The organism is Cellulomonas sp. P24, assembly GCF_024704385.1.
In the GTDB taxonomy this organism is placed as follows: Bacteria; Actinomycetota; Actinomycetes; order Actinomycetales; family Cellulomonadaceae; genus JAJDFX01.
This window is the reverse complement of sequence record NZ_JAJDFX010000002.1, coordinates 203,808-227,660: the sequence shown is the minus strand read 5'-3', so window position 1 is coordinate 227,660 and position 23,853 is coordinate 203,808. Positions and strand designations below refer to the sequence as shown.

Here is a 23,853-nt window from a genome sequence, read left to right as displayed (position 1 = left end):
GGCGTGCGGCCATGGCGTCACTCGCGCTCCGGCGACGGCGTGAGGCGGAACGTGCGCGGCATCGATCTGACTCGGGAACGTGGCGCGTGCCACATGCACTGATGCGCCCGCAGCAGTATTTACGGAAAGTGTTGTAGTAACGTCGAGACGAGACGCTGCTCGGGCGTCGGTCGACCCGACGGCCGCGCTTGCGGACACGGGCACCTCGGCGGCTCGACCCGCAGCTGCTCGCGAGATCGGTGAAGGGTGGATGTCATGGGTGATCCGCGCGTCGTCATCGTCGGGGGCGGCTACGCAGGCGCCACGATCGCCACCTCGCTCGACGCGGTGGCCGACGTGACACTGATCGAACCCAAGGACAGCTTCGTTCATGCAACCGGTGCGCTGCGGGCAGCCGTCGACGCGTCCTGGGAGGACCGGGTCTTCTTCCCGTACAACCGCCTGCTGACGCGCGGTCGGGTCGTGCACGAGTACGCACAGGCCGTCACGTCGACGCAGGTCCGCGTGTCAGCCGGCCGAGTCGTCGACGCCGACTACCTGGTGCTCGCCACCGGGACCGCCTACCCCTTCCCGGCGAAGTTCATCGAATCCGACGTGCTGGTGGCCAAGGCGCGTCTGGCACGCCTTCGCGAGGCGCTACGGGAGGCCCGGGCCGTCATGATCGTCGGTGCCGGACCGGTCGGCCTCGAGCTGGCCGGGGAGCTGTCCGCCGCATTCCCTGCGCTCAAGCTGACCATCGTGGATCGAGCCCGGGACGTCCTCACCACGGGCGACTACCTCCCTGAGCTGTGCAGCGCGATCCGCTCCCAGCTCGACGACCGGGGCGTGGCCTTCGAGCTGGGTTCGCCATTGGGCTACCTCCCTCCGGTCGACGTCGGTGTTCTCGCGCCGTTCACGGTGCACACGCGAGCGGGCCGCAGGATCGACGCGGACGTGTGGTTCCGGTGCTACGGGAACACCCCCGTCACCGACTTCCTCGTCGGCGACCTCGCCGGTGCGCGCCGGGCCGACGGTCACATCGCTGTCGCTCCCACGCTCAGCATCCCCGGCTTCCCGACGGTCTTTGCGATCGGTGACATCACGGACATCCCGGAGACCAAGCGAGCATCGGCGGCGATCGCCCATGCGCACGTCGCGGCGGCCAACATCCGGGCCCTGATCGACGGCAGGGAGCCCAGCGCCACCCACGAACCGGCTGCCGAGCTCGTCGTGCTCCCGCTCGGCCCCGACGCAGGAGCGTCGCAGGTGCTTCGTCCCGACGGCGCGCGCGAGGTTCTCGGGGCGCGCGAGACCAGTGAGATGAAGGGGATCGACCTCTTCAGCACGGCCATGGCGCAGCTCTTCAGCACAGCGGCGCCCGCCGCGCGCTGACGGCGAGCTGAAGAGGTGAGGCCGTGAGGCTCGACGACAGAGGGAGGGGCGAGGTGACCGCCGAGCCTGCTGTACGCGTGCACCGGGTCTACGACGGGGCTCCTGCGGCCCCGGGTCAGGTCTACCTGGTCGAGCGGCTGTGGCCGCGCGGGCTTCGGCGCGACCAGATCGCCATGGACGGGTGGCTCAAGGACGCGGCGCCCTCCACGGAGCTGCGCCGATGGTTCGCCCACGACCGGGTGAAATGGCCCGAGTTCCGCCGCCGGTACGCCGCCGAGCTCGACGCGAACCCGCAGGCGTGGCAGCTCCTTCTGACCGCCGCCGGTGACGTCACCCTCCTGTACAGCGCCCAGGACCGCGACCACAACAGCGCCGTGGCGCTACGCGCGCACATCCTCGCCAGGAGAGGCGCATCGGACGGTGCGACCAATTGATACAACAAGACTTGTTTCAACGATGAGCGCGACGGACAATGGCGGAGTGAACGAGGTGAGTCTGCTCGATGCGCCGCCCCCGCACGTGGCCGGACGCCGCCGAGAGACGCTGGACTGCCTGCACGGAGCCGCCCAGCCGCTTCCCGCAGCCGAGGTCGCCCGTCGGACGGGGTTGCCGCTCAGCACGGCACGGTTCCACCTCGACGCGCTCGCCGCCGACGGGCTCGTCGACCGCACCACCGAAGAGCGCTCGACACCCGGTCGCAGGCGGATCCTCTACGCGACGCGCACCGACCTCTCGGGTCCACTCGGCTACGGACTCCTGGCCGAGATGCTGGCCGGCCTCGTCGCGACGGCAGGCGTTCCAGCGTCGTCCCCGCTCGAGACAGGCCGCACCTGGGGGCGGCACCTCGTCCATCGGCCCGCACCTCCCGAACCACGCGACGCCGAGACCGCGATCGCTCCGCTGGTGCGGATGCTCGACGCGATGGGCTTCGAGCCGCACGAACGCACCGACCCGGACGGGACGAGTCTGCACCTGCGGCACTGCCCCTACCGCGAGGTCGCACGTCGCCACCCCGAGGTGGTGTGCGCGATCCACCTCGGGATCCTGCAAGGCGCCGCCGCCAACCTGGAGGGGCACCTGGAGATCGAGAGCCTGAACCCGTTCGTGACACCAGACGTGTGTCTCGCCCGCCTGCGACCGGTCGTCGCAGCATGAACGCCACCCGACAAGCCTGAGGAAGCACCGCCATGACCTACGTGATCGCCCAGCCGTGCGTCGACGTCAAGGACCGCGCGTGTGTCCAGGAGTGCCCCGTGGACTGCATCTACGAAGGCGAACGCACGCTCTACATCCACCCCGACGAATGCGTCGACTGCGGGGCGTGCGAGCCGGTGTGCCCGGTGGAGGCGATCTACTACGAGGACGACCTACCCGACCACTGGGCACCGTACCTGGACGACAACGCGACCTTCTTCACCCAGACCCTCCCCGGACGTGAGGTACCGCTCGGCTCACCGGGCGGCGCCGCCCGGCTCGGAGCTCTCACCGTCGACACCCCGCTGGTCGCAGCACTCCCGGTTCAGGTGAAGGCCTAGCAGCGCGCGCCACCTCGAGGATGGGCGACGCACGCCCCGAACCCCAGATCCGAACGACGGAAGGCTGGAGACATGAACGAGAACGACGCGCGCGAGGCCACCCCTGCCCCCGCGGACGACGCAGTGCGCTGGGCGACGCTCGTGACTGCCGAGCTCGACATCGCAAGCGACGACCTCGCGAGGCTCAGTCGGTCCGTGCTCGACATGGTGCGCGACGTCGCCCACGGGGTGAACCGGCCATCAGCGCCGTTGACGGCGTTCCTGGTCGGGCTCGCGGCCGGGCGTGCCGCGAACGCCAGCGGCACGCAGATCGACGTCGAGGTCCAGATGCGCCTGGACCAGGTCACGCACCTCGTCCAGGTGTGGGAGACGGCGACCGAGCAGTGAGCACACCGACGTCAGACCCTGCGCGCCTCGTCCCGCGCGGCGGCAAGGTCCGCCGGGTCGTCGACGTCGATCCCCTCGACCGTGCTCAACGTGACGCGCACCGCCCGGAGCCCCGACGTGACCTGACGCATCGAGCGCCCGCCAGCCGGTCCGCACAGTCGCGAGCGGAGCACGTCTGCCCGGTACGCCGCGAGCAACGGCTGGTCCCGATCCTCCGCGTCCACCCCCCACGCGACGTCGGCGCCCGGATCGGCGACGAGCGCCTCGATCAGCCGGGGGACCGCGCTCGCGGCGAACGGCTGGTCACCGGCGATCGCGACGACGACATCGACATGCGTCAGGTGCACGAGTCCCGCAGCGAGGGCAGCCGCCGGACCACCGCCGGGCGGGTCCTCGGTGCACCACGTCACCTCGATCCCGTCGCTCACGACGTCATCGGGTCGCGGACCGACGACCACGAGCGGGAACGCGCGCAGGTCGGCGACCAGGCGGGCGACGATCGAGCGGTCGCCGACCCGCAGAGCAGGCTTGGGCACACCTCCCAGGCGCCGCGCCGTGCCACCGGCCGGGATCACGACCCCCACAACCGGGGACTGGCGGAGCACAGGGCCATCCGCCGCAGGCGGCACCTCGCGAGCGACATCGGGTTCCATGGCGACCATCGTGACACCGCACCTCCCGAGGAGTCAGGACGCACCCGTGAAGACTGTTGACGCGCATCTCGCCGACGTCCTGGACGGCGTACGTCCCCCTCCCGACTGTCACGGCACCGCTGATCGATGCCCTCGGTGCAGTCCTGGCCCAGGACCTGCGCTCGGAGATCGACCTGCCCGTATTCACCAACTCGGCCATGGACGGGTACGCCGTCCGCCGCAGCGACCTGGCCGGAGCCACCGAGTCGAGCCCGGTGACCATGACGGTCACCGGCGACGTCGGCGCCGGCACGGTCGCCCCGGCGGTCGTGCCCGGATCGGCGGTCCGTGTGATGACGGGCGCACCGCTGCCGGCCGGCGCCGACGCCGTCGTCCCCGTCGAATGGACGGACGCCGGGGTCGCCGTGGTCACGATCTCGCGCGAACCCGCACCGTGGGCGAACATCCGCACGCACGGGGAGGACGTGCCTCGGGGGTCGGTCGTGCTTCGTGAGGGCGCGATCATCGACCCCGCGGCCATCGCCCTGATCGCGTCGATCGGTGCGAGCCACGTCACGGTGCACCGCCGGGCGCACGTCCTGGTCCTGTCCACGGGTTCCGAGCTCGTCGCCCCGGGCTCGACGCTCGGACCCGCGCAGATCTTCGACTCGAACTCGGTCATGCTCGCGGCGGCCGTCCGTCAGCTCGGCGCCACGTTCCGTCAGCTGAGCGCCGCCCCCGACGATGCCGACGCACTGCTCCACCTGCTGCTCTCCGAGCTCGACGGCGTCGACCTGGTCCTGACGACCGGCGGGATCAGCGTCGGGGCGTACGACGTCGTCAAGGAAGCGCTCAGCACGCTCGGCACCGTCACGTTCGAGCGGGTCGCCATGCAGCCCGGAAAGCCGCAAGGCCACGGCGTGCTCGGTCACCGGCGCGTCCCGGTCCTGACAATGCCCGGCAACCCGGTGAGCGCGTTCGTCTCGTTCCACGTGTTCGTCGCCCCGGTGCTCCGTCGGCTGCACGGCCACCGCGACGTCATCGGCCCGACCGTGCGCGCGCGGCTTGGTGCGCCGCTGACCTCACCCGATGGCCGCCGCCAGTTCGTCCGGGTCGACCTCGCGACAGAGGCCGGTGAGCGCGTCGCGACACCCGTCGGCGGCTCCGGCTCGCACCTGGTCGGTGCGTTGGCGCGAGCGAACGCCCTGGCGATCGTGCCCGAGCACGTGACCCGCATGGCCACCGGTGACGACATCGAGGTGATGGTCTCCCATGCACACCTGTGGTGAGCGGCGCCGCGACGCGACCCCGGGGCACCGTCCACCCCCCGGGACCGCCGCGGCCGTCACGCCCCGCCGAACTAGGCTGTCGCGATGAGGACGCCAGCACCAGGAGACTCCGTCCCCGAGGTCACTGGTCACCTGCCGGCCCGGGCCGTCGTCCGAGCCCAGGTCACCACGGAACCGATCGACCCAGCAGGACATGCGACCGAGGTCGAGCGCCCGGAGGCGGGAGCCGTCGTGACGTTCGCGGGAGTCGTGCGCGACCACGACGACGGCCGCTCGGTGAACCGCATCGCCTACGTGGCCCACCCGGACGCGGCAGACATCCTGAGGCGCATCGCCGAGGACGTCGCCGCCCGGACCGAGGTCGAGTCGCTCGCGGTGTCCCATCGGGTCGGAGAGCTCGCAGTCGGCGACTGCGCGCTGGCCGTTGCAGTCTCCGCTGCGCACCGCGGCCAGGCCTTCGCCGCGGCCGCGCTGCTGGTCGACGAGGTCAAACGCCTGCTTCCGGTCTGGAAGCGGCAGGTCTTCACGGACGGGACGGACGAATGGGTCGGATGCGCGTAGATCCGGTGCCACCAGGCGACCCCGCCGTCGGCGCCCCGAGCGTCATCGACACCCGTGGGCGCGCGATGCGTGACCTGCGGATCTCGGTGACCGACCGGTGCACGTTCCGCTGCGTGTACTGCATGCCCAAGGACGTCTACGGGCGCGACCACGCCTTCCTGCCCAGGTCGGACGTGCTCTCGTTCGAGGAGATCACCCGCCTCGCCCGCATCGCGGTGGACCACGGAATCGAGAAGATCCGGCTCACCGGAGGCGAACCGCTGCTGCGCAAGGACCTACCCGTACTCGTCGCGCAGCTGAGCACCCTGACCACCCCGTCGGGGCAGCTGGTCGACCTGGCCCTCACCACGAACGGCGCCCTGCTCGCCCAACAAGCCGAGCGCCTGCGGGCAGCCGGGCTACGGCGCGTGACCGTCTCCCTCGACTCGCTCGACGACGCCACCTTCATGGCGATGAACGACGTGGGCTTCCCGGTCGCCAAGGTCCTCCACGGCATCGATGCGGCCCTGGAGGCCGGCCTCGGGCCCGTCAAGGTCAACATGGTCGTCAAGCGCGGGCACAACGACCAGGACATCGTCCCGATGGCACGCCATTTCGCGGGGACCGGCGTCATCCTGAGATTCATCGAGTACATGGACGTCGGGACCACCAACGGCTGGCGCCTGGAGCACGTCGTCCCCTCCGCCGAGGTGGTCGCCCGGATCGACGCCGAGCTCCCCCTGGAGGCCGTCCCGGCGCAGTACCCCGCAGCGACCTCCACGCGGTGGCGCTACCGCGACGGCAGCGGCGAGATCGGCGTGATCTCCTCGGTGACCCAGGCCTTCTGCCACACCTGCACGCGGGTCCGGATCTCCACCGACGGCAAGCTCTTCACCTGCCTGTTCGCCACCGGCGGCCACGACCTGCGCGCACTGATCCGCGGGGGAGCGTCGGACGAGGACCTCGCCGACGCGATGAGCACGATCTGGCACAGCCGCACCGACCGGTACTCCGAAGCGCGAGGAGCGGCCGAACCGCTCGGCGCAGGCGGACATCGGATCGAGATGTCCTACATCGGCGGCTGACCGCCCGGCGCGCGCGAACCGCGAGTCGTCGGACCGGCGGTCCGCACGCCCGCCCTCCTCACACCGTCGCGATCAGCGCCGCGGCCTCGGCGTACCGATCGAGGACGATCGCGACGAGGAGCGGGTCCGGCGCGAGGGGTTCCGTGACGACGTCGGCCCCGGACTCACGCAGCCGGTCGTGGAAGAACCCGGGTGCGAGCAGGTAGGACGCCACGACGACGCGCTCGGCGCCCGCGCGGCGAGCCTCGCTCACCGCGTCCGCGACCCGTGGCACCGCGGCGGACCCGTAACCAACCGTCACCGGACCCACCGGCCACGCCGCGCGAAGTCCCTCGACAACCCGCTCGACCGCCGCCGCCGCGCGAGGGTCGGTCGACCCCGCCGCCGCGCACACGATCGCGTCCCCCGGGTGCGCGCCCGCGGCCTCGAGCCGGTCAACGAGGATCCGGACGAGCCGGTCGTCCGGTCCGAGGGTGTCCGCGCTCGTCGCCCGTCGACCCGCCACGGCAGCGGCGATGTCGACACCCACGTGAAAGCCCGTGGACATCAGCAGCGGCACGACGACCGCGGAACCGGGACCCCGCGTCGCCTCCCGCACGGCGTCACCGACCGCCGGCTGCTGAAGGTCGACGAACGCCTCGCGGACATCGAGGTCCGGGCGCGTCCGGCGCACGTCCGCGAGGATCGCGCGCACCGTGGCTCGGCCGGCCTGGCTGTCGGTGCCGTGGGAGCACCCGATCAGGACCGGGGGACGGGCGGCACTCGCCAAGTCGGTCTCCGGCGCGTGTCTCACGGCGTGCTCCGGTCGGGCTCGCGGTCCACGGTCGCGAGCCGATACCCGCGTTTGACGACCGTGCGCACGAGGTCGCGGCTCCCGGCCGCCTGGCGCAACCGCGCGATGGCGACCTCGGCGGCATGCGCGTCCGTCGAATCCCCGGGGAGCGCCGCAAGGACCTGCGCCGGTGTGACGACCTCACCGTGCGCCTCGGCCAGCAGCCGCAGCACCTCGATGCCGGTGGGCGACAGCGCGAGCACCCGCCCGTCGAGCACCGCGGCACGTCGGTGCACCCGGAGCCGTCCCGCGACCGTTTCCACAGTTCGCAGTCCGCCGTAGTGGTCGACAATCGTGCGCACCAAAGCCCCAAGGCGCCCCCGTGCCGGGACCAACGGGAGGATGCCGCGATCGATCAGGGGCTGCGCCGTGATCGGCCCCACGGCCGCCGCGACGACCGAACCGGCGCGGAACAGCGACCTGACCTGCCCGTCCACCCCGGCCGCATCGACCGCCGCGAGCCACGCAGCACACCCGGGCGCCGACGTGAACACGACCGTGTCGATCTCTCCGGCCGCCGTCGAGCGCACGGACGCCTCGAGCGCAGCCGGATCGGGCGGCGGACCCCACCGATAGACGACCAGGCTCTGCACCCGCGCCCCCGCCGCCGTGAACGCCTCGTCCAAACCGTCCGCCCCGGAGCCGTGGTGCTGCACCGTGATCCGTCGACCGGCGACCCCCTCGTCCAGCAGCACCTCCGCGATCTCGGCGGACGTCTCGGACTCGGCCACCCAGTCCGCCTGCAAGCCCGCAGCCTGGATCGCGCCACGCGCCTTGGGACCGCGCGCGACCAAGCGCGCACGACCGAGGGCAGCGACCAGCTCGTCGGCGAGCCCGACGGCATCGGCCGCCTCGATCCAGGCGCGGAACCCGATCCCGGTCGTCACGACCGCGATGTCCGGCGGGTCAGCCAGCAGCGCGCGGGTCCCGGCGATCAGGAGGGTGTCGCTCTCGTTCGGCACCATGCTGAGCGCCGGTGCGTAGCGGACGACGGCACCACGGCGCTGCAACGCCGCGCCCAGCTCGGCCGCGCGTCGGTCGGCCGTCACCAGCATGGTGCAGCCCGCCAGCGTCGGGTCGATGTGGTCGGTCACGTGCCCATTGTCACGTCGTGCCCCACGCCTCGGAACGGCGGCGGATCGAGCAGGCCCGGTGCGGCAACCCCACCGATCACGATCACCGCCGGAGCCGCGACGCCGACGACGCTCGCGCGGTCGACGATCGCGTCGAGACGGTCGCGGGTCACCCGCTGCCGGTCGGTCGTGCCCTTCTCGATGATCGCGACCGGGGTCGCGGGGTCCGCGCCCTCGGCGAGCGCGTCATCGACCAGGCCCGAGAGCACCGACACCCCCATCAGCACGACGAGGGTGGCCGACCCGTCCCGGAGCACGCTCCGGGCCGAGGCGTCCAGCCCGGCGTGCCCGTTGATCACGTGACAGGCCGCCGTGGTGCCGCGATGGGTCACCGGGATGCCCGCAGCGGACGGCACCGCGAACGCGCTGCTCACCCCCGGCACCACCTCGACGGGCACGCCGGCCGCACGGCACGCCACCACCTCCTCGCCCCCGCGCCCGAACACGAACGGGTCGCCGCCCTTCAGCCTGACGACGACCTGGCCGCGCTGTGCCCGCTCCACGAGGATCCGGTTGATCTCGTGCTGCGGGACGGCGTGATGCCCCGGCGTCTTGCCGACGTCGATCACCTCGACGTCGGCCGCGAGCTCCGCCAGGACGTCGGTCGGCCCGATCCGGTCGGCGACCACGACGTCGGCCTCGGCGAGCGCGCGCCGTCCGCGCAGCGTCACGAGGTCCACCGCTCCCGGACCGCCGCCGACCAGGACGACCCGCCCCGCATGCGGTGCGGCCCGGCGCCGACGGCGCACGTCGATGGACCCCGTGCGCAGGACCTCGGCGAGCGCGTCGCGCACGGCCACCGTCCGGCCCGGGTCCGGCACGCCCGCGGACACGACGCCGACCACGACGTCGCCGCAGGACGTCAACGCCGGGGTACGCGCCGAGCCCCGCTCCGCGTCCCCGGCGACGACGCACCAGATGCGGCGCTCCTGCGCCCACCGGGCCACCGCGGCGTCCGCGTCGCGGCTCCCCGTGCACGTGTGCACGAGCCACGCCTCGTCGAGATCATCCTCGCGGACCTCACGCGGCCGCCACGCGAGCCGGTCGTCGTCGAGACGCATCACGAGGTCCTCGCACACCTCGGGTGCCACGAGCGTGACCAGCGCGCGGTTCCCGAGCAGCTGGGCCGTGCGGCGAGCCGCCACCGGCCCACCACCGACGACCAGCACGCGGCGGTCCGTCAGGTCGACGCCCAGGAGCGTGGTCATCGTGCCGCCGCCCTGACCGTGCCGGCAGAGCCGGCAGAACCGGCACAGCCGTCGGTGCCGTCGGTGCGGTCGGTGCCGTCAGTACCCGGCACCGCTGCAGCCTCGAGGTCGTCCGCGGCGACCATCACGACGTCGCTCTCCACCCGCACCGACCACGTCCGCAGGTCCTGCGGCTCGCGGCCGAGAGCATCCAGGCACCGGCCGGTCCGCAGGTCGAACACCTGCTTGTACATCGGCGAGGCGACCGTGACGGCACCGGCCCGCGACCCGACGATCCCACGCGAGATCACCTGGGCACCGCTGTACGGGTCGAGCTGCTGCACCGCGAGGACCTCCCGCTCGCCGACCCGGAACAGGGCGATCTGCTCCCCGTCGACCAAGGCCGCCGCACCCCTCTCCAGCACGAGATCGTCGAGCCCGCACACCTCGCGCCACCTGGGCTGAGGGCCGGTCACGACCGGACCGCCAGCGTCGTGCCGGCGACCAGCACGGCCGGGTCGGCGCGCTCGGTCGGTGTCGCAGGTCGCACCTGACCGCGCTCGGCGACGTACGCCAGCGACGGATCGGCCGTCGACGGCGCGTTCACGAACGACGCGAACCGGCGCAGCTTCACCGGGTCGTCCAGCGTGGCCTTCCACTCGTCCTCGTACACCTCCACGTGGCGTGCCATCGCCGCGTCGAGGTCCGCCGCGATCCCGAGGCTGTCCTCGAGGACCACCGCGCGGACCCCGTCCAGACCCCCCTCGACCTCGTCGATCCACGGAGCGGTCCGCTGCAGGCGGTCCGCCGTGCGGACGTAGTACATGAGGAACCGGTCGATCGTCCGCACCAGGCTCTCGGTGTCGAGATCCTCGGCGAGCAGTCGTGCGTGCCGGGGCGTGAACCCCCGTTCCCACCCACGTACAGGTTCCAGCCGCGATCGGTCGCCACGACGCCGACGTCCTTGGCCCGGGCCTCGGCACACTCCCGCGCGCAGCCCGACACCCCGAGCTTGAGCTTGTGCGGTGACCGCAGCCCCCGGTACCGCAGCTCGAGGCGGACCGCGAGGGCGACCGCATCCTGCACGCCGTACCGGCACCACGTCGAGCCGACGCAGGACTTCACGGTCCGCAGCGACTTGCCGTAAGCGTGCCCGGACTCGAACCCCGCGTCGACGAGCCGACGCCAGATCTCGGGGAGCTGCTCCAACCGGGCGCCGAACAGGTCGATCCGCTGACCACCCGTGATCTTCGTGTACAACCCGTAGTCGAGCGCCACCTGCCCGATCGCGAGCAACCCCTCCGGAGTGACCTCCCCACCGGGGATACGGGGCACGACCGAGTACGAGCCGTCCTTCTGCAGGTTGGCCATCACATGATCGTTCGTGTCCTGCAGGGCCGCCCGCTCGTCGTCCAGCACGTGCCCGTCGTCCAGGGATGCGAGGATCGACGCGACGACGGGCTTGCAGATGTCGCAGCCCCGACCCGCGACCGCGGTCCCGTGCCGGCGCATGATCTCGCTGAAGGTGCGCAACCCGGTCACCCGCACCGCGTCGAACAGCTGCGCGCGCGAGAGCGCGACGTGCTCGCACAGGCCGGCGTTGACAGCGACCCCCGCGCGGAGCAGCTCGTCACCGACAAGCCGCTTGACGAGCGGCACGCACGACCCACAGCTCGTCCCGGCGCGCGTGCACGCCTTGACACCCGCCACGTCGATGCACCCGTGCTCGGTCACGGCCGCCCGCACCGTCCCGGCAGTGACGTTGTTGCACGAGCACACCGTCGCGTCATCCGGCAGGTCCCCGCCGGGCGCGCCGGCGCCGCTGCCCGCCGGGAGCAGATGGGCCGAGGGGTCACCCGCGAGCGGACGCCCGACCATCGGACGCAGACCCGCATACGCCGACGCATCCCCGACGAGGACGCCGCCCAGAAGCGTCCGCGCATCGTCGGACAAGACCAACTTCTTGTACACCCCGGCAGCCGGGTCCGAGTGCACGAGCTCGAGCGCGCCCGGAGTACGGGCAAACGCGTCGCCGAAGCTCGCGACGTCCACACCAGAAAGCTTGAGCTTCGTCGCGGTGTCAGCGCCCGGGAACACCGCGCTCCCCCGAGCAGCCGGTCCACCACAACCTCGGCCATCGCATACCCCGGAGCAACCAGGCCAAGGCACGCACCGTCGATGCACGCGACCTCGCCCGCGGCCCACACCCGCGGATCCGCGGTGCGGCACGCCTCATCGACGACGACGCCCCCGCGCGGACCAACCGCAAGGCCCGCCGCCCGGGCGAGCTCGTCGCGCGGCGTCACCCCGGTCGCCAAGACGACGACATCGACATCGATCCGCTCACCATCCGCGAGCTCGAGGCGCCCCACCTGGCCGCGATCGTTCGCCCTGATCCGCGCGGTGGCCGCGTCCACCCGGACGTCGACGCCAAGCCGGGTGATCAGACGCCGCAGCACATGGCCGCCGCCCAGGTCGATCTGCGCAGACATCAGGTGAGAGCCGACCTGCACGACGGTGGTCCGGGTGCCGAGCGCCTGCAGCGCTCCCGCAGCCTCGAGCCCAAGCAGCCCGCCGCCGATCACGGCGCCGCGCACCGGCCGGTCGAGCCCGGCCGACCTCTCCTCGACCCACCCGCGCAGCGCCGCGACGTCGTCGATCGTCCGGTACACGAAGACGCCGGGAAGGTCCGCCCCGACGATCGGTGGCACGGTCGGGCGCGACCCGGTCGCCAGCACGAGCCGGTCGTAGCCGCGGACCGTGCCGTCGTCGCTCCGGACAGTGCGCGCGGCCAGATCGAGGGCGATCACCGACCGGCCGCGCACGAGGGTGACGCACGGGTCGCCCCACAGGTCGGGAGACCCGAGGGACAGGCTCTCCGGGTCTCTCCCGGAGAAGTAGGACGTCAGCGCGACGCGGTCGTAGGGCGCGCGGGGCTCCTCGGCGAGGACGGTCACGTGCCACCGGCCGGCCTCGTCGCGCGCACGCAGCGCCTCGACGAGCCGTTGGGCGACCATGCCGCCACCGACGACGACAAGCTGCTGGGGGAGCGGGGACATCGTGACCTCCAGGCGGTACGGCCCGACGGGCCACTGGCGCCGACCGTACGGACCTCATGTTTCCGACGGTGTCGCCCGTGGGTTTCCCGCACGCAACCTTTCGCGCACAGCGCGCTCGCCGCTCCTGTGAGACGCATGGCGTCCGCGGACACCGGCCCGGAGATCTCACCGCGGCCACTCCGGGACCGTGCGTTTGTGGTTCCGCAGAGGTAACAGCGAACCACCGCGTCGGAAACACCAGGTTCGTAGCGTCACCGCCACCGCTGGTCCCCGACGACCTCACGCAGGAGAACTCATGACGACACCCGAAGCCCTCGCCGACTCCGACGTCCGCGCTGCACGGACCACCGTGAACGCCCCCGCCCGCGCCGACCTGCACCGCCCCGGCTCCGACACGGTCCGGACCGCGGCCACCCGACCGAACCACTGGATCGACCACTGGGAACCCGAGGACCCCACCTTCTGGAGCACCATCGGCCGACGCATCGCCCGACGCAACCTCTACCCGTCGATCTTCGCGGAGTTCCTCGGGTTCAGCGTCTGGGCCTCCTGGAGCATCGTGGTGCCGCAGCTCGCGGCCGCCGGCTTCACCCTCACCGTCGACCAGCAGTTCTGGCTGATCGCGATCCCGAGCCTCGTCGGAGCAACGCTCCGGGTGCCCTACACCTTCGCAGTCCCGCGATTCGGTGGCTGCAACTGGACGATCACCTCGGCACTGCTCCTGCTGCTGCCCGCAAGCGGCCTCGCATTCGTCGTCTCCCGCCCCGCGACCACGCCCTTCTGGATGCTTCTCGTCGTCGCAGCGCTCGCCGGTCTCGGCGGCGGGAACTTCGCCTCCTCGATGGCCAACATCTCGTTCTTCTACCCCGAGGCGGAGAAGGGCAGAGCGCTCGGGCTCAACGCCGCGGGCGGCAACATCGGGACGGCGGCCGTGCAGCTCGCCGTCCCACTGGTGATCGTCTCCTCAGCCGGGCTGCGGCTCGAACGCGCGGGCCTGATGCTCCTCCCGCTGATCCTGCTCGCAGCCGTTCTCGCCGCGCGGCTGATGAACAACCTCACCGTGGCCAAGGCGGACTACCGGGCGTTCGGCTCAGCGGTCCGCAACCGCCACACCTGGATCATCTCCCTGCTCTACATCGGCACCTTCGGCTCGTTCATCGGCTACGCCGGCGTGTTCCCGACGCTGCTGGCAACACAGTTCCCGCGGATCACCGTCAGCATCGCGTTCCTCGGAGCACTCGTCGGCTCGGTCTCGCGGCCCGTCGGCGGGATCCTCGCCGACCGGTGGGGCGGGGCACGCGTGACGATCGCCTCATTCGCGGTCATGGCGGTCGCCGCCTCCAGCGCCGTCATGGCACTGCGCACGGCCAGCTTCGCGCTCTTCCTCGGCTCGTTCCTGGTGCTGTTCGTCGCGAGCGGTGCGGGCAACGGCGCGAACTACCGGATGATCCCGGCCGTGTTCCGGCACAGCGCGACGACCGGAGAAGGCATCGCCGCCGCACGCAAGGCCGCCGCAGGCTGCATCGGCATCGCAGGCGCCGCAGGTGCGTTCGGCGGATTCCTCATCCCGCGCGGGTTCGCCATCTCCCACACGCTCGCCGGCAACCTCCAACCGGCGCTGTGGGTGTTCGTCGGGGTGTACGTCGTCCTGGGCGTCACGACCTGGGCCGTCTACCAGCGCCGCAGCGCCCCGATGAGCGCGGCCGTGATCTGAATGCTGCCCACCGCGACCCACTGCCCGTACTGCGCCCTCCAGTGCGCGATGGAGCTGACCGCGCCCGACGCCTCCGCCGAGAAGGTCGGCGCGCCGGTAACCGTCTCGGGACGCGACTTCCCCACCAGCCGCGGCGGTCTGTGCCAGAAGGGCTGGACGAGCGCCCAGGTCCTGCGTACACCGGACCGGCTCACGACCCCACTGCTCCGCGGAACCGACGGCGACCTCCACCCGGCCACCTGGGACGAGGCGCTCGACCTCGTCGCGACGCGACTGATCGCGCTACGCGAGGCCCACGGTCCCGCAGCGGTGGCGGTGTTCGGCGGCGGCGGCCTGACCAACGAGAAGGCCTACGCGTTGGGCAAGTTCGCGCGGGTCGTGCTGCGCACACCGAACATCGACTACAACGGACGGTTCTGCATGGCCAGCGCCGCCGCGGGCGCGAACCGGGCCTTCGGCATCGACCGCGGACTACCCTTCCCGCTCGCGGACCTCGGCAGCGCACAGGCCGTCCTCCTCCTCGGCAGCAACCTCGCCGAAACCATGCCACCCTCCTCGGTGCACCTCGCAGGCGCCCGCGCGGCCGGGGGCCTCGTCGTCGTCGACCCGCGGCACAGCCCGACCGCGGCGCTCACCGACGGCGGCGCCGGTGTGCACCTGCAACCGATTCCCGGCACCGACCTCGTCGTCCTCCTCGCGCTGCTGCACGTCCTGTGGGCAGAGGACCTCATCGACGCGTCCTACCTCGCCGCGCGCACACACGGCGCGGACGAGGTCCGCCGGAGCGTCGCGGCCTGGTGGCCCGAGCGGGCCGAGCAGGTGACCGGCGTCCCCGCCGACGCGATGCGGGGAACCGCCCGGCTGCTCGCCGCGGCCTCCCCGACGCACGGCGGCTGCGGCGCCTACGTGCTCACCGGGCGCGGGGTGGAGCAGAGCACCCAGGGCACGGCGACCGTCACCGCCGCGATCAACCTCGCCCTCGCCCTCGGACTACCGGGGCGCCGGGGGAGCGGCTACGGAGCCGTCACCGGCCAGGGCAACGGGCAGGGCGGACGAGAGCACGGCCAGAAGTCGGACCAGCTACCGGGCTACCGACGGATCGACGACCCCGCGGCACGCGCGCACGTCGCGCGCGTCTGGGGCATCGACCCCGACTCGCTTCCCGGCCTGGCCTGCCGGCGGTCGAGCTGCTCCACCGCTGCGGCACCCCGGACGGTCCCCGAGCCCTGCTCGTGCACGGCAGCAACCTGGTCGTCAGCGCACCGAACTCCGACAGCGTCCGCGCACGCCTCGCCGCTCTCGACCTCCTCGTGGTCTGCGACATCGTGCCCTCCGAGACGGCGATGCTCGCCGACGTCGTGCTCCCGGTCACCCAGTGGGCCGAGGAGGACGGCACGACCACGTCGCTCGAAGGGCGTGTACTGCGACGTCGGAAGGCGCTCGAACCTCCGGACGGGGTCCGCTCCGAGCTCGAGGTGCTCAACGCCCTGGCCGCACGGCTCGGCGTGACCCGCGGATTCCCCACCGACCCGGCAGAGGTCTTCGACGAGCTCGCACGGGCCAGCGCAGGCGGCGTGGCGGACTACGGCGGGCTGAGCCACGAGCGCCTGGACGCCGACACCGACGGGCTCTTCTGGCCGTGCCCCGCACCACGTACGGGCGAACCGCCCCACCCAGGGACGCCTCGCCTGTTCCTCGAGAGGTTCCCGACGCCGGACGGTCGCGCCCGGATGGTCGCCGTCGACCATCACGGTCCGGCCGACGACCTGCGGGCCGACGCCCCGGTGTACCTGGTCACCGGACGCGTGCTCCAGCACTACCAGTCGGGCGCGCAGACCCGCCGCGTGCCGGCCCTCGCGGCGGCACAGCCCGACCCGTACGTCGAGCTCCACCCGCTCCTCGCGGACCGGATCGACGTGGAGGACGGCGCCCTCGTCGAGGTCACGTCGGCGCGGGGCACCGCCGTCGTGGTGGCGCACGTGACGGCACGCACCCGACAGGACGTCGTGTTCATGCCCTTCCACTGGTCCGGGTCGGGAAGCGCGAACCGGCTGACCACCGACGCGACGGACCCGATCTCCGGGATGCCGGAGTTCAAGGTGTGTGCCGTCGACGTCCGTCGCGCCGCACCCGACGGTCAGGTGGTCCGCCGATGCACGTAGTCGTGATCGGTCACGGGATGGTCGGGTCGCGATTCGTCGACGAGCTCGTCTCGCGCACCGAGGACGCCTCGGTGACGGTCCTCGGTGCCGAGCACCACGAGCCGTACAACAGGGTGCTGCTCAGCGAGCTCGTCGCAGGACGCATCGGCGCCACCTCCCTCACGCTGCCCGCTCCAGCAAACCGGCAGGTCACCGTTCATCGCGGCGTCGCCGGCGTCGAGGTGGACCGCCACGCCCGCACCGTCACCGCGTCCGACGCGCGTGTCCTGGCGTACGACGTCCTCGTCCTTGCGACCGGCGCGCGTGCGCGCATCCCCGACATCACCGGTCTCGACCCGTTGCCGGCCCACGTGCATCCGCTCAGGACCGTGGACGACGCGCACGCCATCGTCGCAGCCGCCCGGACCGGCACCCGAGCCGTGGTCATCGGAGCCGGGGTGCTCGGTCTCGAGGTCGCCTGCGGGCTGGCCGAGCGCGGCCTCGAGGTCACCCTCGTGCACGGCGGTCCGCACCTCATGGACCGCCAGCTCGACGCCGACGCCGCGAGGGCCGTCGAGCACGGCCTGCAGCATCTCGGCATCGCGGTGCGCGTCGGGCAACGGCCTCGAGAGGTCGTCGCCTCCGCGGACGGCGTGAGCGGCGTGCTCCTGCCGGACGGCGAGCACCTGGCGACCGACCTCCTGGTCCTCTCGACGGGGACGGTCCCGGAGACGGACCTCGCCGCGCGCGCGGGACTCGCGGTCGGGCGCGGGATCGTCGTCGGACCCGACGGTGCGACGTCAGACCCGGCCGTGTTCGCGATCGGCGACTGCGCCCAACCGCCGGAAGGTGGAACCGGCCTCATCGCCCAGGGGTGGGACCAGGCGCGACGACTCGCCGCGATGCTCGCCGATCCCAGCAGCCTCCCCGGCCTCACCCCGAACCAGGTCGGCACGGACGTCGTACGGCTCAAGGCTCACGGGCTCGAGGTCGTGACCATGGGGATCAGCGGGTCCGCGGTGGCATCCCCCGGAGCCCACCGGGCCGTGCGGCTGAGCGACCCGGCGACCGGTCGACACGTCGAGGTCGTCGTCGCCGCAGGCGTCGTCGTCGGCGCCACGTGCGTGGGTGCCAGCACTGTCGCCGCCGACCTGACCGCCGCCTACACGCTGCAGACGCCCGTGCCGTCCGACCCCGCCCAGCTGCTGCTCCGGCCCGTTCGCGGCGCCGGCACCGAGGTCGAGCCGTCGGTGACGCTCATGCCGGACCGCGCAACGATCTGTCGGTGCAACGGGGTCACGAAGGGCGAGGTCTCCGCACGCTGGACCCAGGGCGCGAGGACGGTCGAGGAGATTGCGCTCACCACCCGCGCGACGACGGGCTGCGGCGGATGCACCGACGCCGTCTGCGGCCTGCTCGAGTGGCTCGCCAAGAGCACCGACCCGCCGGAGCCCGAAGCCGAGCCCAGCGGTGCCATGGCGCGACGCGCTCAGGCCACGTCGAGCCTGCCGATGCGCACCCTCCAGACCTCCGGTCCCTCCTCGAGGTAGTCCCATGTGAACTGGTCGGTGTTCTCCGCCGCGAGCTGGTAGTACAACGGCTTCGGATCATGGTCGTTGACCAGGACGAACGCGGTCCCGGCCGGCAGCTCGGCGAAGGTCTCGAAGATGAGGGCGTGACGGGTGCGGGGGATCTCGGCGCGAACATCGACGATGCGGTCGTCCAGGGGCATGGCGGTCTCCGGTCTCGGTGAGCTGGGTGGAACGGCGGTCGCACGCTGCGTCTCGAGGCGTGCGGTGTGATGCATGGTGCCGTCGAGGCGCCCGGCCTGGGTGGGGTGGGTCGAGCGGAGCAGCACCCACGCATCGGCCGCGAGTCGTCCAGCCTGGTGCGGGTGACCGGCCTCGGCGAGCGCCCGGCAGGCACGGGCCAGGGTGCGGGTCAGGCCGTCGACGAGAGCGTCGGACTCATGCGGCACAGGTGATCTCCACCCGCCAGATCTCCGGCCCGCTCTGCCTGTACGTCCAGACGAACCGGTCGGGCCACATGGCTTCGGTCTGGTACCGCAAGGGGAGCGGATCGTGGTCGTTGACGATCGTGAACGACGCGCCAGGGGCGAGCGAGTCGAGCCGACCGAAGATCACCTCGTGGCGACCACCGTGCGGGAGTGTGCGGACGTCGAGCTCGTCCGGCTCGTGGTCGTCGCCGAGGATCGCGCGCATCCCGTCCAGCGCGGCGCCCAGGTCGACGCCGGCTGAGTCGAGTGCAGGCAGGAGAAGCTCGTTCTCTTTGGCCAGGTGCACCGAGAACAACGCCTGCGCGGCCGCCGCCGCCGCCGTGACCGACACCGGGTCGGCCGCGGCATCGAGCGCGGCGACGAGCGCGGCGAGCGCGCGGTGCTCGGCGACCATGCCCGCCACCAGAAGCCGGGTCGCCTCGAGCTCGGCGCCAGCGCTGTAGAGAGCGACCTCCTCGGCCTGCGCATGGGGGAGCAGGTCGAGGGTGAACCACGTCACCAGGGCCGCGCGGGAGGCCTCGTAGTCGCCCGCCCTGGCGTGGTCGAGGACTCGCGCGGTTAGGCCGCCGAGCTCGTCGGCCAACGTCGCGTGATGGCGCTCGATCGCGGCGATGACGTGCTCGTTCGCCGTGGTGGGCCGCCCGGGTACGCCCGGCGGAGGAGTCGAGGAGATCTGATACGTCTCTGCCGGCATGGTCTCTCCCAGGGGTTCGTCGTCGCGATCGCGTCGACCTCGAGTTGTTTTTACTACACTTTCGGTGAAAAATGTACCCGTGCCCCGTGAACCGATCGACGCCCAGACCCACCGCGTGCTCTCCGGCGTGAGCCGGGTGGCCGTCCTGGAGGCCCTGCGCACCAGCGCCGAACCTCTGGATGTGCAGGCCATCGCCGACGCGGTCGGCCTGCACCCGAACACGGTCCGCTCGCACCTGGACCAGCTCGTGGACGCCGGGCTCGCCGTCAGGGCCGCACAGCTGCGCACCACCCCAGGACGGCCTCGGCTGCTGTTCCGCGCGGTCCCGCCATCGACGGACGTCGAGTCCGAAGGCGCCTATCGCATGCTCGCGCGAGTCCTGGCGAGCAGCATCGACGGCCAGACCCGGCGAACCGACGACGCAGCTCCAGGATCGGTCGCCGCCGAGGCGGGACGACGGTGGGGGCACCAGTCGGTCGAGGTCGACGTCGACAGCACCGCGCGGTCGGAAGCCGACCAGGACTCCGGCGATCACCTCGACGCCGTGGGCCGGATCGTCGCACTGCTCGACGAGGTGGGCTTCGCACCACGACTCCGAGAGCCTTCAACCGCAACCGCCGAGTCGCAGGATCCCGCTCCCGGGTCCGTCACCGCCACGGTGATCGAGCTGCACGAGTGCCCCTTCCGCGATGTCGCGGTCGACCACAGCGACGTCGTGTGCGGGGTTCACCTCGGACTCATCCAGGGCGCGCTGGACCAGATGCTCACAACGCCCGTCTCGGTGCGGCTCGAACCGTTCGTCAGCCCACGACTGTGCCTGGCGTACCTCGCGCCGACGGCGACCGACGGAGGCGACCGCCCCGATCGCACCGCCGGTGTCGCATGACCCGCGAACCGCTCTCGGTGACCCGGCTCCTCGGCCCGGGGACCGAGGCCGACCAGCTGCGAGACGCGCTGCGGGAGGTGATCGACCCCGAGCTCGGTGTCGACATCATCTCCCTGGGGCTGGTGTACGGGCTGGAGGTCTCCGAACGGGCAGCCTCGGTCCTGCTGACCACCACGACGCCCGCATGCCCCCTGGGTGAGTACCTGAGCGACGAGGTTCGCCGGGTCCTGCTCGGTGGAGGAGCCGTCGACCACGTCGACGTCGAGATCACCCACGTTCCCGCCTGGTCACCCGACATGATCACCGAGGAGACCAAGCGGGCCTTCGGATGGTGACAGGACTGGCTGTCGACGCACCGAAGCGACAGTCACCCGTCGTCCCGCGTCGCAGCCTGGCCCTGTTCGTCGCCGCCCTGGTGAGCCTGCTCGCAGGCCTGTGGGGCGGGCTGCTGCTGCTGGGGCTGCCCGTGCCCACCCTTGCCGCCACCACGGCCGCCGACCACGGGCCACTGATGGCCCTCGGATTCCTCGGCACCGTGATCTCGCTGGAGAGGGCCGTCGCCCTCGGACACGGATGGGCCTTCGCCGCACCCGCGCTCGCCGGCGCGGGCAGCCTCGCGCTCCTGGTGAGCCTGCCACCCGTCATCGGCAGGCTCCTGCTGTGCGCGGCAGCGATCGTGCTGGTCGTCGTCTACCTCGTCGTCCACCGGATCCAGCCCGCGCTGCACCTGACCGTGATGGCAGCAGGAGCACTGTGCTGGTACATCGCCACCGTGCTCTGGTTGGCGGGGCTGACCCTGCCACGTCTGGTTCCCTGGATCTCCGGCTTCCTCGTCCTGACGATCATCGGTGAACGCCTCGAGCTCGCGCGCGTGGCGATGCTCACCCGCACCTCGGTCCGCAGGTTCCAGGTCGGCGCCGTGCTCCTCGGGGTCGGGCTCGTCCTGTGCGCGCTACCGGGGGCCCTCGGGACGGTCGGGGTGCGGACGGCGGGAGCCGGGATGGTCGCCCTCGCCCTGTGGGGTGCAGCGCATGACGTCGCGCGTCGCACGGTCAAGATCCCCGGTGTGACACGGTTCATGGCGGTGTGCCTGCTCGCCGGATACGTCTGGCTCTTCATCGGCGGGACGATCTGGTTGGTCGCCGGGAACCTCGGTGACGGGATCGGGACCTACGACGCGGCCCTGCACGCGGTGTTCCTCGGATTCGTGATGTCCATGATCTTCGGGCACGCGCCCGTGATCGTCCCGGCCGTCCTGCGCGTGCGGTTGCCGTTCGCGCGCTGGTTCTACGGCCACGTCGCCCTGCTGCACGTCTCGTTGCTGATCCGCGTGGTCCTGGGCGACGCGGCCCGGCTCGATCTCTGGTGGCGGATCGGTGGCGTGGGCACCGAGCTCGCCGTCCTCGCGTTCCTCGCCGCGTCGGCATCAGCCGTCGTGCGTTCACGACGCCAAGGACGGCCCGCGTGACGCCGCCACAGACGCACGCACCGGGGGTGGACGACGCCTCCGCGTCGACCGAAGCCGGCTCCCGCCAGGACCGCATCAGCCTGATCGGCGGTCTGGGCCTGGGACTGGCCATGCTCACGATCGCCCTGGTGGTAGCCCTGACCGGCGGCCCGTCACGGGCACGTGACGCCCACGCCGTGGTGAGCCCCGGAGGCACGCGAACCGTCGAGGTCACTCTCGCCGACATGCGCATCACCCCTTCAACCATCGACGTGCCCGCGGGGACCCGACTCGTGCTGCACGTGACGAACACCGACGCGATGCGCCACGACCTCGTCCTGGACTCCGGTCAGCACACCCCGCTGCTCGACGCGGGCCAGTCGGCCACGCTCGACGTCGGGATCGTCGGTGCCCGGATCTCAGGCTGGTGCAGCGTCCCCGGTCACCGTGCGGCCGGGATGACGATGAGCATCGTCCCCACCTCCGGCGCGACGATCGCCGCACCGTCCGCCGCAGCGATGCCCGGGATGAATTCCACGCGAGGTACGTCCGCCGCGGGTTCCAGCACCCCCGCGCAGGCGTCCCCGGTCATCGACTTCCAGGCGACCCCCGCGGCGGGCTGGCACGCGTACGACCCGACACTGCAGCCCGCCCCCGGAGCCACCGAGCATCGCGTGACCTTCACCGTGCGCGACACCCTGGTCGAGGTCGCCCCCGGCGTGCGCCAGACGCTGTGGACCTTCAACGGCACCGCCCCGGGCCCGACCCTGCACGGCAAGGTCGGTGACCTGTTCACCATCACCTTGGTGAACCAGGCGAGCATGGGCCACGGGATCGACTTCCACGCCGGATCCGTCTCACCCGACCAGGCGATGCGCACGATCGCTCCCGGGCAGTCCCTGACCTACCAGTTCGTCGCCGACCATTCCGGGGCGTGGCTCTACCACTGCAGCACCATGCCCATGTCCCTGCACATCGCCAACGGCATGTTCGGCGCCGTCATCATCGACCCGCCGGACCTCGCGCCCGTCGCCGACGAGCTCGTGCTCATCCACTCCGAGCTGTACCTCGGACCGCAGGACGGCACCGCAGACGAGGCCAAGGTCGACGCGGAGAAGCCTGACGCGATCGTCTTCAACGGGTACGTCAACCAGTACGACCACGCACCGATCCGCATCAAGGCCGGGGACAGGGTCCGGGTCTGGGTCGTGGACGCCGGACCCCAAAGATCAGCGGCGTTCCACGTCGTCGGCACACAGTTCGACACCGTGTTCAAAGAAGGCGCCTACCTGCTCCGACCCGGTAACGCCGAGCACGGCGCCTCCCAGGTCCTCGACCTCGCCCCCGCGCAGGGCGGATTCGTCGAGTTCGTGCTTCCCGCCGCGGGTCACTACGCCTTCATCGACCACGCGATGGTCGACGGCGAACGGGGCGCCCACGGCATCTTCGAGGCGTACTAGGTGCTCGGCCTCTGGTCGCTCGTGCGGTTCGTGCACGTGGTCGGCGCCGTGGTCTGGCTCGGTGGTCAACTCACGCTCTCCGCGCTGGTCCTACCGGCGGCGCGGCGCAGGCTCACCCGCCAGGACCGCGCCGACCTGATGCGGACCCTGGGGATGCGGTTCGGCATCGCGACCGTGGTGGCGCTGATCCCGTTGCAGGTGGCCACAGGTCTCGCGCTCGCGTGGCACAAGGGCGTCACCCTCGCCTCCCTCGCCCAACCCGGCTACGGGCGGACGCTCGCGGGCAAGCTCGTCGCGTTCGCGCTGGTCATGCTCGCCGCAGGACTGCACGGCTGGGCCAACGCCGCCGGCCGCGCCACGCTCGCGCGGGCGCTGGCCCTCGCCTCCCTCGTCGGCTCCTTCGTAGTCGTGCTGCTGGCCACCGCACTTCCGGTCAGCTGAACG

General features: G+C 72.0%; 22 protein-coding genes and 2 pseudogenes. 16 read left to right on the top strand and 8 right to left on the bottom strand.

What is annotated here, in order from left to right; all coding sequences use genetic code 11:
- Window positions 1-255 precede the first annotated feature (255 nt).
- The 5 genes from LJB74_RS01130 to LJB74_RS01110 all read left to right on the top strand — a co-directional run bounded on the left by LJB74_RS01130 (window position 256) and on the right by LJB74_RS01110 (window position 3,293).
- Window positions 256-1,371 carry an FAD-dependent oxidoreductase gene (locus tag LJB74_RS01130; RefSeq protein ID WP_259306805.1) on the top strand — a complete coding sequence of 372 codons (1,116 nt, stop codon included), beginning with the start codon at window positions 256-258 and terminating at the stop codon, window positions 1,369-1,371.
- A gap of 53 nt (window positions 1,372-1,424) precedes the next feature.
- Window positions 1,425-1,805, top strand: coding sequence for a DUF488 domain-containing protein (locus LJB74_RS01125; RefSeq protein WP_259306804.1), 381 nt, complete (start codon window positions 1,425-1,427; stop codon window positions 1,803-1,805).
- A 46-nt stretch (window positions 1,806-1,851) separates the two neighbouring features.
- The gene (locus LJB74_RS01120) at window positions 1,852-2,526 is read left to right on the top strand and encodes a metalloregulator ArsR/SmtB family transcription factor (protein ID WP_259306803.1); all 675 of its coding nucleotides are present in this window, start codon (window positions 1,852-1,854) and stop codon (window positions 2,524-2,526) included.
- Between the two features lie 32 nt (window positions 2,527-2,558).
- Window positions 2,559-2,906 (top strand): ferredoxin, encoded by a 348-nt coding sequence (gene fdxA / locus LJB74_RS01115; RefSeq protein ID WP_259306802.1) that lies wholly within the window; start codon window positions 2,559-2,561, stop codon window positions 2,904-2,906.
- Window positions 2,907-2,978: 72 nt separating this feature from the next.
- The gene (locus tag LJB74_RS01110; protein ID WP_259306801.1) at window positions 2,979-3,293 is read left to right on the top strand and encodes a DUF6457 domain-containing protein; all 315 of its coding nucleotides are present in this window, start codon (window positions 2,979-2,981) and stop codon (window positions 3,291-3,293) included.
- A gap of 11 nt (window positions 3,294-3,304) precedes the next feature.
- Here LJB74_RS01110 and LJB74_RS01105 read toward each other — a convergent pair whose 3' ends face one another.
- Window positions 3,305-3,946 (bottom strand): molybdenum cofactor guanylyltransferase, encoded by a 642-nt coding sequence (locus tag LJB74_RS01105; protein WP_259306800.1) that lies wholly within the window; start codon window positions 3,944-3,946, stop codon window positions 3,305-3,307.
- 56 nt (window positions 3,947-4,002) lie between these two features.
- On the opposite strand from LJB74_RS01105, the gene glp reads away from it, so the two are divergent.
- The 3 genes from glp to moaA all read left to right on the top strand — a co-directional run bounded on the left by glp (window position 4,003) and on the right by moaA (window position 6,839).
- Entirely contained in the window at window positions 4,003-5,214 is a 1,212-nt protein-coding gene (gene glp / locus LJB74_RS01100) for a gephyrin-like molybdotransferase Glp (RefSeq protein WP_259306799.1), read from the top strand.
- Between the two features lie 84 nt (window positions 5,215-5,298).
- The gene (locus tag LJB74_RS01095) at window positions 5,299-5,775 is read left to right on the top strand and encodes a molybdenum cofactor biosynthesis protein MoaE (RefSeq protein WP_259306798.1); all 477 of its coding nucleotides are present in this window, start codon (window positions 5,299-5,301) and stop codon (window positions 5,773-5,775) included.
- On the top strand, window positions 5,766-6,839 hold the full coding sequence (gene moaA, locus LJB74_RS01090) for a GTP 3',8-cyclase MoaA (protein WP_259306797.1): 1,074 nt from the start codon (window positions 5,766-5,768) through the stop codon (window positions 6,837-6,839). Before LJB74_RS01095 ends, moaA begins: the two co-directional genes overlap by 10 nt.
- A 58-nt stretch (window positions 6,840-6,897) precedes the next feature.
- Here the strand turns inward: moaA and LJB74_RS01085 are convergent, their stop codons facing one another.
- The 5 genes and pseudogenes from LJB74_RS01085 to nirB form a co-directional block, all read right to left on the bottom strand.
- Window positions 6,898-7,632: a sirohydrochlorin chelatase gene (locus LJB74_RS01085; protein ID WP_259306796.1), complete on the bottom strand. Its 735-nt coding sequence runs from the start codon at window positions 7,630-7,632 to the stop codon at window positions 6,898-6,900.
- The gene (locus LJB74_RS01080; protein ID WP_259306795.1) at window positions 7,629-8,765 is read right to left on the bottom strand and encodes a uroporphyrinogen-III synthase; all 1,137 of its coding nucleotides are present in this window, start codon (window positions 8,763-8,765) and stop codon (window positions 7,629-7,631) included. The genes LJB74_RS01085 and LJB74_RS01080 overlap by 4 nt, the downstream gene beginning before the upstream one ends.
- Entirely contained in the window at window positions 8,762-10,012 is a 1,251-nt protein-coding gene (gene cobA / locus LJB74_RS01075; RefSeq protein WP_259306794.1) for a uroporphyrinogen-III C-methyltransferase, read from the bottom strand. Before cobA ends, LJB74_RS01080 begins: the two co-directional genes overlap by 4 nt.
- Window positions 10,009-10,467 carry a nitrite reductase small subunit NirD gene (gene nirD / locus LJB74_RS01070; protein ID WP_259306793.1) on the bottom strand — a complete coding sequence of 153 codons (459 nt, stop codon included), beginning with the start codon at window positions 10,465-10,467 and terminating at the stop codon, window positions 10,009-10,011. The genes cobA and nirD overlap by 4 nt, the downstream gene beginning before the upstream one ends.
- Window positions 10,464-13,050: pseudogene (nirB, locus tag LJB74_RS01065) on the bottom strand (nitrite reductase large subunit NirB). Before nirB ends, nirD begins: the two are co-directional and overlap by 4 nt.
- Before the next feature lie 295 nt (window positions 13,051-13,345).
- Here nirB and LJB74_RS01060 point away from each other — a divergent pair.
- The 3 genes and pseudogenes from LJB74_RS01060 to LJB74_RS01050 all read left to right on the top strand — a co-directional run bounded on the left by LJB74_RS01060 (window position 13,346) and on the right by LJB74_RS01050 (window position 18,455).
- Entirely contained in the window at window positions 13,346-14,764 is a 1,419-nt protein-coding gene (locus LJB74_RS01060; RefSeq protein WP_259306792.1) for an MFS transporter, read from the top strand.
- A pseudogene (locus LJB74_RS01055) lies at window positions 14,765-16,926 on the top strand (molybdopterin oxidoreductase family protein).
- Window positions 16,917-18,455: an FAD-dependent oxidoreductase gene (locus LJB74_RS01050; RefSeq protein ID WP_259306791.1), complete on the top strand. Its 1,539-nt coding sequence runs from the start codon at window positions 16,917-16,919 to the stop codon at window positions 18,453-18,455. The pseudogene LJB74_RS01055 and the gene LJB74_RS01050 overlap by 10 nt, the downstream one beginning before the upstream one ends.
- Here the strand turns inward: LJB74_RS01050 and LJB74_RS01045 are convergent.
- The gene (locus LJB74_RS01045) at window positions 18,395-18,883 is read right to left on the bottom strand and encodes a DUF2249 domain-containing protein (protein ID WP_259306790.1); all 489 of its coding nucleotides are present in this window, start codon (window positions 18,881-18,883) and stop codon (window positions 18,395-18,397) included. The genes LJB74_RS01050 and LJB74_RS01045 overlap by 61 nt on opposite strands.
- Window positions 18,873-19,616, bottom strand: a complete 744-nt coding sequence (locus tag LJB74_RS01040) for a DUF2249 domain-containing protein (RefSeq protein ID WP_259306789.1) — start codon at window positions 19,614-19,616, stop codon at window positions 18,873-18,875. Before LJB74_RS01040 ends, LJB74_RS01045 begins: the two co-directional genes overlap by 11 nt.
- A 79-nt stretch (window positions 19,617-19,695) precedes the next feature.
- Here LJB74_RS01040 and LJB74_RS01035 point away from each other — a divergent pair, with 79 nt between their 5' ends.
- The 5 genes from LJB74_RS01035 to LJB74_RS01015 are packed head-to-tail and all read left to right on the top strand — an operon-like array spanning window position 19,696 to window position 23,850.
- Window positions 19,696-20,502 (top strand): metalloregulator ArsR/SmtB family transcription factor, encoded by an 807-nt coding sequence (locus LJB74_RS01035; protein ID WP_259306788.1) that lies wholly within the window; start codon window positions 19,696-19,698, stop codon window positions 20,500-20,502.
- A complete protein-coding gene (locus tag LJB74_RS01030) occupies window positions 20,499-20,837 on the top strand; it encodes a metal-sulfur cluster assembly factor (protein WP_259306787.1) in 339 nt (112 codons plus the stop codon). Before LJB74_RS01035 ends, LJB74_RS01030 begins: the two co-directional genes overlap by 4 nt.
- On the top strand, window positions 20,834-21,970 hold the full coding sequence (locus LJB74_RS01025) for a hypothetical protein (protein ID WP_259306786.1): 1,137 nt from the start codon (window positions 20,834-20,836) through the stop codon (window positions 21,968-21,970). Before LJB74_RS01030 ends, LJB74_RS01025 begins: the two co-directional genes overlap by 4 nt.
- Window positions 21,967-23,409, top strand: coding sequence for a multicopper oxidase domain-containing protein (locus LJB74_RS01020; RefSeq protein WP_259306785.1), 1,443 nt, complete (start codon window positions 21,967-21,969; stop codon window positions 23,407-23,409). The genes LJB74_RS01025 and LJB74_RS01020 overlap by 4 nt, the downstream gene beginning before the upstream one ends.
- Window positions 23,410-23,850, top strand: a complete 441-nt coding sequence (locus LJB74_RS01015) for a hypothetical protein (protein ID WP_259306784.1) — start codon at window positions 23,410-23,412, stop codon at window positions 23,848-23,850.
- Window positions 23,851-23,853: the final 3 nt, after the last annotated feature.